General features: G+C 42.6%; 10 protein-coding genes. All 10 read right to left on the reverse strand.

Translation table 11 applies throughout. The features are described from left to right. Positions 1–22: 22 nt before the first annotated feature. Positions 23–2,245, reverse strand: a complete 2,223-nt coding sequence (locus NZ875_05985; protein ID MCS7175285.1) for a sugar ABC transporter permease — start codon at positions 2,243–2,245, stop codon at positions 23–25. Between the two features lie 47 nt (positions 2,246–2,292). Then, on the reverse strand, positions 2,293–3,582 hold the full coding sequence (locus NZ875_05990; protein ID MCS7175286.1) for a sugar ABC transporter substrate-binding protein: 1,290 nt from the start codon (positions 3,580–3,582) through the stop codon (positions 2,293–2,295). Positions 3,583–3,936: 354 nt separating this feature from the next. Beyond that, on the reverse strand, positions 3,937–5,814 hold the full coding sequence (locus NZ875_05995) for an ABC transporter ATP-binding protein/permease (protein MCS7175287.1): 1,878 nt from the start codon (positions 5,812–5,814) through the stop codon (positions 3,937–3,939). Beyond that, positions 5,804–7,552, reverse strand: coding sequence for an ABC transporter ATP-binding protein/permease (locus NZ875_06000; GenBank protein ID MCS7175288.1), 1,749 nt, complete (start codon positions 7,550–7,552; stop codon positions 5,804–5,806). Before NZ875_06000 ends, NZ875_05995 begins: the two co-directional genes overlap by 11 nt. Next, positions 7,545–7,988, reverse strand: a complete 444-nt coding sequence (locus tag NZ875_06005; GenBank protein MCS7175289.1) for a MarR family transcriptional regulator — start codon at positions 7,986–7,988, stop codon at positions 7,545–7,547. Before NZ875_06005 ends, NZ875_06000 begins: the two co-directional genes overlap by 8 nt. Positions 7,989–8,206: 218 nt before the next feature. Continuing rightward, positions 8,207–9,025, reverse strand: a complete 819-nt coding sequence (locus tag NZ875_06010; GenBank protein ID MCS7175290.1) for a M55 family metallopeptidase — start codon at positions 9,023–9,025, stop codon at positions 8,207–8,209. Positions 9,026–9,029: 4 nt separating this feature from the next. Next, positions 9,030–9,740, reverse strand: coding sequence for a gamma-glutamyl-gamma-aminobutyrate hydrolase family protein (locus tag NZ875_06015; protein MCS7175291.1), 711 nt, complete (start codon positions 9,738–9,740; stop codon positions 9,030–9,032). 9 nt (positions 9,741–9,749) lie between these two features. Next, positions 9,750–10,838, reverse strand: a complete 1,089-nt coding sequence (locus NZ875_06020; protein ID MCS7175292.1) for an ABC transporter ATP-binding protein — start codon at positions 10,836–10,838, stop codon at positions 9,750–9,752. A gap of 6 nt (positions 10,839–10,844) precedes the next feature. Beyond that, positions 10,845–11,720 carry a carbohydrate ABC transporter permease gene (locus NZ875_06025; protein ID MCS7175293.1) on the reverse strand — a complete coding sequence of 292 codons (876 nt, stop codon included), beginning with the start codon at positions 11,718–11,720 and terminating at the stop codon, positions 10,845–10,847. After that, positions 11,720–12,601: a sugar ABC transporter permease gene (locus tag NZ875_06030; GenBank protein ID MCS7175294.1), complete on the reverse strand. Its 882-nt coding sequence runs from the start codon at positions 12,599–12,601 to the stop codon at positions 11,720–11,722. Before NZ875_06030 ends, NZ875_06025 begins: the two co-directional genes overlap by 1 nt. Positions 12,602–12,638: the final 37 nt, after the last annotated feature.

Below are 12,638 nucleotides of genomic sequence, written 5' to 3' on the forward strand. Positions count from 1 at the left end.
CACCACCACGCACACAACAAAATTAGAAATATTGCTTCCAGCTCTCTTTCCCAAAGAGTTTGAACTCAACATAAGTTAGTACAAGTAGAACTAAAAAAAGCATCCAAGATTGTGCTGCAGCATATCCCATCTTTAGTTCTATCCAAGCAGATTCCCATATGTGATAGAAGACAACATCTGTGCTCCTCAGAGGTCCACCTTGAGTCAAGACGTAAATCGGTGTGAATACTTGGAATGAACCAATCACACTGGTTACGAGCACGAAAACAGTCGTTGGTTTTAAAAGTGGAATAGTTATGAAGCGAAACTTTTGGAAAGCATTGGCTCCATCTATGCTGGCTGCTTCATAGAAAGCTTGAGGTATGCTTTGAAGCCCTGCAAGAAAAATTATCATCTGACTTCCCAAAGATTGCCAGATAGTCATTAACATTATGGCTATTAAAGCCGTGTTTGGGGAAGTTAGCCAAGGAATCTTCGGAATACCGAAGAATCCCAACACATAGTTCAATATACCGAATTCCTTATTCAGTATCCACCTCCAAACTATTGTGGTCGAAACACCCGCAGTTACAGCTGGTAGATAGTATACAGTGCGCAGAAGTGCCATACTTTTGGTTTGTCGGTTAACCGCGATGGCGAGAAAAAGTGAAAGTAGCATACTGATAGGAACTTGGAGTGAGAATATTACTGTGTTTTTCATGGCATTCCAAAAGAGCTTATCTTGAAATAACTCTTTGAAGTTTTCAAACCCAACGAAAGGTTTCGCTGGATCTATCACGTTCCATCTGTGAAACGCCAAGTAAAATGAAAAAGCCACAGGACCAGCTGCCCACCATAGGAGATGAATGAGCGCGGGAGCCAAGAAAATGTATCCGACCAACGTGGCTTTGAGGAATCGAGGATGATCGGTATTCTTTATCGAGAAACCGAGTATCAAAACCAAAATGAAAGATACCATGATCATGACTATCCCCATGAATTTGATGTTCACCACATTGTTCACAAGCGGTGTTTTCTCTTTCAATAGAAACAAAACCTCACTCTCTTGTTTCAAACCCAGGTAAGTGTAACGGACCTTGTTTACATCCAACTCACCTATTTCAACTGTATCGATATTCCTCAGCTTCATCCAGTTTGCTAGCGTGCTGAGCACATTCTTTTTCAGCGTGGATGAAACGATATTTCTATTCTCAATCAACAGGATTTGAACGTTTAACATTTTCTTCATCTCATCAAATTGAGTTGTTTCTAGCCAAATTTTTCCAAACCTCTTTAGAACCTTGGACATTGCTTCTGTACATTCTATGTACTCAGTTTCCAAAACCTTGGGCATTTGAAAGACGAAAACGAACAAGATCGAAAACAACAAAGGTAAGGAATAAAAAAATAAAACACTCATAACTTTTAACTTTTTCCTCACAGTACTCAAAATCCCAAATATCAGGATTACGAAAGAAGCTGAAAATAGAAAAATATCGATGATCAGAAATTTCAGAAAAGCTTTTTGCACCTCTCGAAACTCAATAGAATTGATGAGAAACCCTTTGATTCCCCATTCTTCAAAATCAAAAAATGGTACAGCGATCACTAATTCTCCATCTTTTGTTATCTCCGTCTCAGGCCTTTGACCTCCTGCAGCCTTTTTCAAAAGATCAGCACTCACTTGGAAACCTTCTCCAAAAACTTTTCCATCCTTCGATATGAAAAACACCTTTCTATGAATCAGATGGCCAATCTTGGCAAAATAATCCGCAGGGAGTGTTTTGCCCACAAGGACAATTAGGTCATCACCATTGATGGTTTTGACCACCATTGCGGTTCTGATCTGTACAGCATCATCCAGAAAATAGAGGTCCGAGAGAAAAGCATAACTCTCTTCATAAAGCAATGCTTGGATCAAAGCGTCGTTGTAGAAATCTTCACTCGGTACGTTACCAAACTCTGAAACTGAGTTTCCATCAATATCCATCCATATGGCAAATGAACAATCTTCACACATTTTGCGACCCAAACTTTCAAGATTGGAAATGGAAATGTCCTCGTTCTTTAAAAAATCAGAGATTCTTTTTCCAAAACTATGCAGATCACTCTTTAGATAAAAAAGGCTAATCCTAGCAAGATCACTCTCTACATCTCTTTTGTAATGAACAAATTTCGATCTGAAGTAAAAAGCTGAAAAGACGAAAATCATCACAATGAAGGATGTCGTGACCAAAATTAAGTAAGCTTTTACTCTTTCGCTCAACTTTTAACCCTCCAACCATTTAAAAAGGAGGGGAAAACTCCCCTCCTTCATTGCCATTCGCCTTTCTTTATAGCTTTGTCTATCTCCTCTGCAGCCCAGTCGAAGGCTTCCTTGACTGACACTCCTTTGATCAAGATACGATCAACTGCTTCAGCCCATGTTCTTTCAAACAAGGGCCTGTAGTACTTAGTTTGGGATCCAACAGGAACTCTAGCGAAACTCAACATCTTTATGAAAACTGCATCCACCTTGTTTAAAGTTGCCTGTTCTTCTGCGATCCTCTTGTTGGCAGATATGGCAAGCCCACCTTTTAAACATCTTTCTCTCTGGGCGTACTCACTAGACAACCAAGCTGCCAACTCTACAGCTAACCTCTTGTCTGCCACATTTGCTGGAACAGCCCAACCAGATGCGTAAGTAACTGTCACGTTCTTGAATCCTGGCGCATGCGGTATCGGCGCGATTCCCACATCGATGGGTGCTCCCTGCTCTATCTGTCTTTTCACGCTCAACCAGAACCATCTTCCCGTGATCACCATACCTATTCGACCTGTAAAGAAGAGAGAAGACGCTCCACCGAGAGCAGCTGCTTCTTCTGGCGAGGGTGCGTATTTTTTCTTGAAAAGATCTACGAAGAAACTGTAGGTTTTAACGTTGGTTTCGCTGTTGAGATATCCTGTAGTATAGGTGAAATCCGGCGAGAACACTTCACCACCACCAGCCCAGAGGAGTGGCACGGCGACCCCAACCCAGCTTGGGAAAGAGAATGCCCAAACATCGACCTTTCCGTCTCCGTCTGTGTCCTTAGTCAATTTCGCAGCAGTTTCCTCAAACTCTTTCCAAGTCCAACCACTTTCTGGAGGATAAGGCACTCCAAACCTATCAAAGAGCTTCTTGTTGTAGAACACACCCACAGGGCTCGTATCCTTTGGTAAAGCGTATATGGATCTACCGGCTCTGAATATATCAACTAGCACTTCGAAATACTCGTTCAAGTTCGTTCCAGAAACGCGTTCCTCTGCGAGTCTCGACAGGTATGGAGCCAAGTTCAGCAAAAGTTTTTCTTCAGAATACCTTGGAACCATCTCGGCATCTAAGAGAAACACATCGGGAGGAGTTCCTGCTGCTATGTCTGTCAGGATCTTCTGATAGTAGTTCTGTGGTATCGGCTCGTACACCACTTCAATGTCTGGATGAGTCCTCATGAATTCCGCTAAAATCTTCTGATCCAATTCCGCCTCAAGTGCACCAGCCCAACTGCAAACTCTAAGTTTTGTTTTGCCGAATCCCACTGCGAAGATCAGAGCAACGAGGAAAACGATCAACAACCTCCTCATACCTGCACCTCCTCAATTTTGATGTGATCACACTATCTACAGACGAACTGACAAAAAGATTAGGAAAAACTCAGATGAGAAGAAATAAATTTAAACGAAATGAGTCATTTGATTTGTTGTCTACTTATTATACAAGTATGCAACCGTCAATTTTATTTTACACTGATTACATCATTTACGGCAGCCTCAGAGTAACGATCGCGTGAACATTTCTAATCGAGTTACTCTCAAGAAAGTGCACGCACATGTTCAAGGATTCCTCGATTTCAGCACGTTGCATGTAAAGCTTTTCACCTTGAGGTTAAAACACCCGATCAAGTTACTCGATGTGAAGCTTTTTTGGAGGAAATAGAATCACACATCAACTAAAGCTCCGAGGAACTGACTTTTGTACAATTGTGCATAAAAGCCTCCTTTTTGGAGTAACTCTTTGTGTGTACCTTTCTCTATTATCTTTCCTTCGTTCATTACTAGTATTAGATCGGCACTCTTGATTGTTGAAAGCCTGTGCGCTATGATGAAGCAAGTTCTACCTTTCATCAATTCGTTCATGGCTTTTTGAATGTAGACTTCCGTCAGTGTGTCAACGTTACTGGTAGCCTCGTCCAAGATCAAAATGTCCGGATTAGCTAAGAAAGCTCGTGCAATCGTTATCAGTTGTTTCTCACCGTAGGATATATTCGTGGCTTCCTCATTTATCATGGTGTCATAACCATCTGGAAGAGCCATGATGAAGTGATGCGCTTGTGCCATCTTTGCCGCAAGTTCTATCTCTTCCTGACTGGCGTTCTCTTTCCCGTAGGCGATGTTCTCCCTGATGGTACCGTTGAACAACCATGTATCTTGCAAAACCATACCAAAACATTTTCTCAAATGGCTCTTATGGATATCCCTGATGTCTATTCCATCCAGTTTTATGCTACCTTTCTGTATCTCGTAGAACCTCATTAGAAGGTTCACCAGCGTGGTCTTCCCAGCGCCAGTTGGACCAACTATAGCTACTCTCTGACCACTCTTTATTTCTATGTTCAAATCTTCTATCAAAGGTTTATCTGGGACATAGCTAAAATAAACTCTTTCGAATTTGATCTCGCCCTTGGCTTTCTCAATTTTGAGAGCGGAAGGGCTCTCCGGTTTTTCCTCTTCTTCATCGAGTATCTCAAAGACTCTTTCAGCTGCAGCTATTGTTGATTGAATCAAATTCACTATGTTGGATATCTGCACGATCGGCTGGGTGAATTGCTGAGAATACTGTATGAAAGCTTGAACATCACCTATTGTTATAGTTCTTCTGGTGACCAAGATACCCCCAACTACAGAAACTATCACATAACCGAGGTTTCCTATGAACCGCATCAGGGGCATGATCATACCCGAAAGAAATTGGGCTTTGTAACTCGCATCACAGAGTTGCTCGTTGATCTTTTCGAATTTCTCGATCGCATCCTTCTCTCTGCAGTAAGCTTTGACGACGATATGGCCTGCGTAAATTTCTTCAACGTGACCACTGAGTTCTCCGATTTTTTTCTGCTGGGTTGAAAAATGCTTCTGAGAGAACTTCGCGATGAAAACTGTCGTCAAGATGCTCAAAGGTAACGTGAGCATCGTAACACCAGTGAGCAATGGGCTTATGGTGAGCATCATGATCGTGACACCGATTATGGAAATCACACCAGAAACGAACTGAACAAAACCTTGCTGAAGCGTCCCACTTATCAGGTCAATATCGTTTATCACACGACTCAATATCTCTCCGTGAGTCCGTGAATCATAAAACTTCAGAGGAAGTCTTGCGAGTTTCTCAGAAATTTCCTTCCTCATCTTCATAACGATTTTCTGAGAAACTCCTGCCAAGATGTATTGCTGCACGTAATGTAAAAGTGCGCTCAAAACATACAGAATACTCACTTGAATCAATATTTTCGCGACATATGAGAAGTTTATCCTTGCACCAGGCAACCTCAACATCTTCATCATTACACCACGAAAGATTTCCGTTGTTGCTCGGCCAAGAATTTTTGGAGCTATTATTGTGAGTACAGTTGCGGTGATTGTCAAGGCGAGAACGATCGCTATTGGAAAAAGGTAAGGCCTGAGGTAAGTTATCAACCTTTTCAATGTTCCTTTGAAATCTTTAGCCTTCTCCGCTGGCCCTGTAAAAGCTGGGCCACCAGGTCTTGGGCCTCTAGCTGGAAATGGTCCGAGTCGAGCGGTTTTCCTTTCATCTGTCACTGAATTCACCTCCAACTACTGCTTCTTCCTCCGAAATCTGCGAAAGCACTATGTCACGATATACTTGACAAGTTTGCATGAGCTGACTGTGTGTGCCGATACCCTCAACCCTACCTTCTTTCATGACCACGATTTGATCTGCATGCATTATTGTGGCAACCCTTTGAGCGACAACTATGACGGTGGCATCCTTCGTTTCTTTAAAAAGTCTTGCACGAATTCTCGCATCCGTTCTGAAATCTAAGGCAGAGAAAGTGTCATCAAAAAGATAAATTTTTGGTCTTCCAACGATTGCTCGTGCTATCGATATTCTTTGTTTTTGTCCTCCAGAAAGGTTTGTTCCACCCTGGGCTACAACGCTGTTCAAGCCATCTGGCATTTTTTTAGCAAACTCATTCACTTGAGCAATTTCTGCCGCATTGAAAATGTCTTCGTTCGTGAGCTCGTCCCGACCGAAACGAATATTTTCTGCTATAGTTCCTGAGAATATGATGGGTTTCTGAGGAGCATAACCTATCATCTTTCTGAGTTTTCCGAGGGGAATCTTCTTCACATCGACCCCGTCGATTGTGATGGCTCCCTCAGTTGCATCGTAGAATCTCATGATCAAATTGAGTATAGTTGTCTTACCAGAACCTGTGCCACCGATTATAGCGGTCATCTGACCTGGTCTAGCCGTGAAAGAAACATTCTGAAGGGCTGGCTCTTTCGCACCAGGATAGTAAAAGGTGACGTTCTTGAATTCAACGACACCTTCACCTGATGGTTCTTCAGTATCCTCAGATTCCACAATGGAAGGGAACGCCTGTAGAACTTCCATAACTCTCTGTGCAGAAACAGAAGCACGTGGCAAGAATACAAAAATCATCGAAATCATGATGAAGGAAAAGAGAATCTGCATCACATATTGCATGACTGCGATCATTGAACCAACTTGAAGTTGACCAAGATCTATCTGCTTCGCACCGAACCATATCAAAGCTATGATCGTGAAATTCATCACGATGGTCATTATTGGAAAAACGATCGATCCAATTCTGTTCACTTTGAGAGCTGTCTGAGTCAAATCCACATTGGCCTGTTCGAATCTATTTTTTTCATACTCTTCTTTGTTGAACGCTCTTATGACTCGAATGCCGGTTATCCTTTCCCTCAAAACCAAGTTGAGTTTATCGATTTTCTTCTGCATACTCTTGAAAAGAGGCATAACCTTTGCGAAAATCAAATACATAGCCAATGCAGCTGCAGGAACGGACACCAGCAGTATCATCGTCAATTTCGCGTTCTTTGAAATCGCCATGAATATGCTCCCAATCGCAACAATGGGTGCTCTTATGACCATCCTTTGAACCATCACGAGAGCTTGTTGTATTTGAGTTACGTCGTTCGTGGTTCGTGTGATCAGTGAAGCAGTACTGAATTTATCCATCTCAGTGAGAGAAAAACTTTGAACCCTTTTGAAGAGATCTTCTCTGAGGTCTTTCCCGGCACACATCGCAGCTTTAGAAGAGGTTGCACTCATGATGATTATTGCAACAACTTGAATCAGAGAAACCAGAAGCATTTTTCCACCGGTCTTCCAAATATAATCAACATCGCCTCTGGTTATTCCTTTGTCTATTATTTGAGACATCAAGTCGGGCAGATAGAGTGTCACGTACGAATCAACTATCACAAGTAAAACAGTTATGAAAACCAACCATAGATAAGGTCGAAGGTATCGCAAGATCTTAAGCATTATGATCACTCCCCAGAGAACCTCTAAGGTTCGCAATGATCTTATCCAGGAGTTCTTTGAGTTGTATCCTCTCCTCTTCAGAAAATCCTCGTGTGGCAATTTCCTCAACTTTTTGCGCTTGCTGTTTCAAAAACTTGCAATAATTCTTTCCTTTTTCAGTCAAATAGACACGATGGAGTCTTCTATCATTTTCATCCTGCTTTCGGTATATCAATCCCGCTTTTTCCATCCTTTTAAGAACGATGGCCACAGTTGCAGATCTGAGGTTGAGTTTTTCGGCAATTTGATTTTGAGTTATACCCTCATTTTTTTCAACGATCATGAGGGTAGGCAATTGACCTGGGTGTATGTCGTGTCTTTCTAATTCCTTATGAATTAGATGGAAATGTAGTCTTTGGATGATTAAAAAACGTTTGAAGATACTGTCTTCGTTCATTCTATGTCACCTTCCGTTTGACGTCTAACAATTAGACGTCTATATTTTATCACCGACAGAATTGGACGTCAAGTGTGACTGGCTTTCATGCGGCTTGGTAGGTTCGACCAAACGAAGTTGAAAATGCTTTTGGGTGTGAAAAAGCGTACGAGTTACTACTCAGATTAAGAACACAAAGATATGAACAAGTTTTCTCAGCCAATCGCTTTCATGAAAAACTATTTGATCAATGAAGAGAGTGATAAACAAAGTCTGAGTAATCTGTAAGCTTCAAAATAGCTGAAAGTTTTGAACCACAGAGTTCTTGCATCGATTCTCTGGACATTTGGAAGCAATGAAGCCACTTCGGCGAAAGAGGAATTGTAGAAGACCAATTTCACTTCCACTGGTTCAGATTCAATCGTCGGTTTGAAAGATTTCACCTTCTTCAACGCTTCCTCAACACCAGCTTTGATCTTTTCCTGAACGATCTCGAAAGGATAAAGTTTCGCTGCGTACCTTCCCACTGCTTCTTTGACCACTACCCCGACAAAATCGTTGAGCTCCTGCTTTGCACATTCTATAGTCAATTGATCACCAGTGATGAGTACGACAGGAACGTTGAAGCATCCTGCCACTCTCGCGTTCAAACCGGCCTCACTCAACTGTTTTCCATTCACCTCAACTGTGAAAACTCTACCAGTGTAGGTGTGATCCATTATTGCTGGTGCACTACCTGCTCTCGCATGATAACCAACGAAGAAAACGGCATCGAAGTTTTCATTTATTCCTTCCATCATACTCATAGGTTTTGGGCTGCCACTGATGAGTACGGCTCTGGGATGGAGCTCCTCGATGAGTATGTTATCCATCGTGTTGTGTGAGTCGTTCACCACAACTTCTTTCACTCCGAATCGAACGGCAGCTTCCACTACAGCGTTGACTTCTCTTGTCATGAGTTTTCTGAACCTTTCATATTCTTTGTGTTCGGGCGAAACATGGTTTAATCCCACCACTCCAGAGATACCTTCCATATCTGCAGAAATGAAAACTCTCATTTTTTCACCTCTTTCTCTTTGAACACTCTTTAACAAAACGATCGAACAATTTGAAGTGTTCGATGTGCTTTTCGAACATCCTTTCAGGATGCCACTGGACGCCTAAAACGAAATGGTCCTGATCGAACGATTCGACAGCCTCGATGACACCGTCACTCGCACGTGCGACGACCTTTAAAAAGGGTGAAACCATTTTGATCGCTTGGTGATGGAAGCTGTTAACCAAAAGCTTTTCAGATCCAACGATGGAGAACACCAAACTGTCTCTCTCGATGAACACTGTGTGAGTGGGGGCATAAGCTGGAGCTTCCTGATAGTGTTTTAAGACATCTTTGAGTTCAGATTTTACGTCCTGATGAAGTGTTCCACCTAGAGCCACGTTGATCAATTGAACGCCTCTGCAGATGCCAAAGATAGGTTTCTTCTTTTCAAAAAAAATTTTGCAGAGTTCTATTTCGATCTCGTCCCTATCAGGAGTTATCTGGCCAAGACCCATTCTTGGTTCTTCACCATAGTGGTGTGGATCTATATCCACTCCCCCGGAGAAGAGAATGCCGTCGAGGATTTCAGCCAGCTGGAAAAGATTTTCCGGGTGCTGCAGAATAGGGATCAGAATGGGTAAAACACCAGCTTTCTCCAAAGCTTGATAGTAATTCATATTCAACCTGAGGGCATCTTGATCAACCGAGCACGTTACTCCGATGATCGGACGCACGGTTCTATTTTAACTCAGAGGATCCATTCGAACAAGTGCTTCTCCGTTTTCATTGAACAGCATAAGATTTTTCAATTCAACACACAAAAACAACTTTTGAGATATGAAAAATCTTTCTTCTGAGGGTCTCAGAATTTTGACCATGGCTTGTTCGACGGAAACGGTTATGATTTGTTCTCTACCCATGGACTCTATCTCGTACACTTGCACTTCGATACAAACTGCTTCTTCGACCGCTCGCTCCAAGAGTAAACCTTTCTCTGGTCTGAAACCCAGAACAATTTTTTTACCCGCAATCCAATCCAAAAAATTCTTTGGAGCTCTGACAGGCTTACCTTCAATCAAAAGTTGTGTTCCATCGAACTCCGCTTTCAACAAATTGGTTGGTGGATTTCCTATGAAACTTGCAACGAATGTGTGCTGGGGCTTGTTGTAAATTTCTTCAGGAGTACCAACTTGTACCAATTTGCCGTTGTTTATCACTGCGATTCTGTCTGCTATCGCCAACGCTTCAGCTTGGTCGTGCGTAACGTAAACTGATGTGATTTTAAGATCTTTTTGTAGCCTTTTCAGTTCTGTCCTCACGCTGATCCTCAGCAACGCATCGAGATTACTCAGAGGCTCATCAAACAAAAGTATTTGAGGTTGTTTGACGAGTGCACGAGCTATGGCGACCCGCTGTTGCTGTCCTCCGCTGAGTTGCCAAGGATATCTCTCAAGCAATGCATCTATCTTCAACATGCTTGCAACCTGGTGAACCCTTTCAAATATGGTCTTTTTATCAAATTTTTTCAACGTGAGTGGAAAAGCTATATTCTCAAAAACCTTCATGTGCGGATAAAGTGCCCAGTTTTGAAAAACCAACCCAACGTTTCTTTCTTTGGGTGGTAAGAAAGTCACATCACGACCGTCGAACAGGATTCGGCCGGCAGTTGGTTTATAAATACCAGCTATCAAGTACATCAAAGTTGTTTTTCCACTTCCGGATGGTCCAAGAAGAACGACGAATTCACCATCTTCTATTTGCAAACTCACCCCATCGAGCGCGACCACTTTACCAAACTTTTTTGTGATATTCTCGAGCACGATGCGTGCCAAGACAACTCACCTCCTGATACCTCCGGCATAGACTTTGAACAACAATTTCTGGGAACTTATGTAGAAGAAAACAGTTGGGAGTAAGTACAGTGTTGCAGCGGCTGCTAGCAATGGCATATAAGCCATCTCGGCTTCGAGGTTAGATTCTATGAAAGTGGCGAGGGTTTTATCTATGAGAAAAGTCCTAACATATATGATATCTTGCCAACCCGCAAGAAAACCGAAGATCAAAATAGCAACAACACCTGGTTTTATGAGTGGAAGCATTATCTTCGCCCACGTTTTCAATCTCGAAGCACCATCGATCAAAGCAGACCACTCTATTTCCCACGGAAGCAGATCAAAAAAACCCTTCATGAGCCAAACGGACAGTGGGACTTCCAAAGCTGCACGCGCAAACACCACATAGAAGAAAGAAAAGTATCGTAACGCATTCAAATTCGTTGGCATCCAAATCCTATAGAGGAAATAAACTCCAACGATGAGTATCGAACCAGGCAGTGCGTGAAGCATCAGCATCATTAACAGTAAAAACTTTCTTCCTTTAAATTTGATCCTTGAAATAGCGTAACCAGAGAGCGTTCCAACCAACGTGGTAACGAGAGCCACACCGAGTGCCACGATGGCTGTGCTGAACATGTAGAGAAAGATATTTTCCCTCAATCCGCCCGTTATAGCGATCCTACCTTGGAAGAGTAACTGCCAGTTCCTCAGAGTGAATCTGACCTTCGAAAAGTCAAAGTTTGTCACCATTTGACTTGCAAAACTAGATAGAACAAGCACAGAAAAAGCCATCAGAACTGGGATTGAAAAAGCTATCAAAACGATTGAATAAATCACTTGCTTGGTTTTGCTCCGAACCTCAACATCACTCAAGTTCATCAGATATCACCACGTGGTTCTATCATGAGTTTTCCAAAACCTAAAATTCTGAGCGTCATCCAACCTAGCAATCCACCGACGATCACCAAGATGGTACCAGCCGCCGCAGCGAAACCTTGATCGAAAACACCAGTGAATGCGAGATCGTACACGTACAATGCCAAAGGTGTTCCGTAGGACTTATTCACCAACCTCCAGCTGACCAACAAATATGTGTGCGCGTAAGAAGTAAGCAAACTCAAAAGCTGCCAAGTCGTTACATACATGATGTGCCACCTGATCTGGGGTATCAAAACTTTCTTGCAGATTTGCCAATCGGTCGCTCCATCGACCCGAGCCGCTATGACGAACTCACCCGGAATGCTCTTGATAGCAGAGGAAAGTACGATCATGCCAAAACTGACACCGACCAAACCGTTGACGAAGACGATCACACCCCACGGTCCATAAGGAATGAAATCCTGTCCCCAAGCCATTGGCCTATGTATGAAGCCTAGCTTCATCAACAACGAGTTCAGTGTGCCTACGCTACTACCATGGAAAAAGTAATACCAAACGAGCCCATAAACAGCTATCGGAGACATTCTCGGTAAAAGCCAAATCGTACTCGCCACAGGACCAGCAGTTTTACCAGCAAAGAAAGTCAAAATTGCGAGGATTAAACCCCCAAGTACGTTCACCAGAAGTGTACAACCTACGAAAATACCTGTAGTCAAAAATACGGCTCTCACTGACGGATCATTCAAAATCGCGTGGAACAATTTTTGATAGTTGTAGAAACCTATTATTCTCGTTGCATAACGATGTATGTTCCAATTCCTCAAGGGTGTGAAGCTGGTGTAGATTGTCAGAATCAAAGGGATCAGGTAGAAAACTATCACAACAATGAGAGCCGGGGCCAAAAAGGCCCACAGCTCC

This window comes from Pseudothermotoga sp. (genome assembly GCA_025060105.1).
In the GTDB taxonomy this organism is placed as follows: Bacteria; Thermotogota; Thermotogae; order Thermotogales; family DSM-5069; genus Pseudothermotoga_A.

Excerpts from the sequence above, each read along its gene's own strand:
- NZ875_06000 (MCS7175288.1), bottom strand. The coding sequence starts at position 7,552 with ATGCTTAAGATCTTGCGATACCTTCGACCTTATCTATGGTTGGTTTTC.
- NZ875_05990 (MCS7175286.1), bottom strand. The coding sequence starts at position 3,582 with ATGAGGAGGTTGTTGATCGTTTTCCTCGTTGCTCTGATCTTCGCAGTG.
- NZ875_06010 (MCS7175290.1), bottom strand. The coding sequence starts at position 9,025 with ATGAGAGTTTTCATTTCTGCAGATATGGAAGGTATCTCTGGAGTGGTG.
- NZ875_06005 (MCS7175289.1), bottom strand. The coding sequence starts at position 7,988 with ATGAACGAAGACAGTATCTTCAAACGTTTTTTAATCATCCAAAGACTA.
- NZ875_06025 (MCS7175293.1), bottom strand. The coding sequence starts at position 11,720 with ATGAACTTGAGTGATGTTGAGGTTCGGAGCAAAACCAAGCAAGTGATT.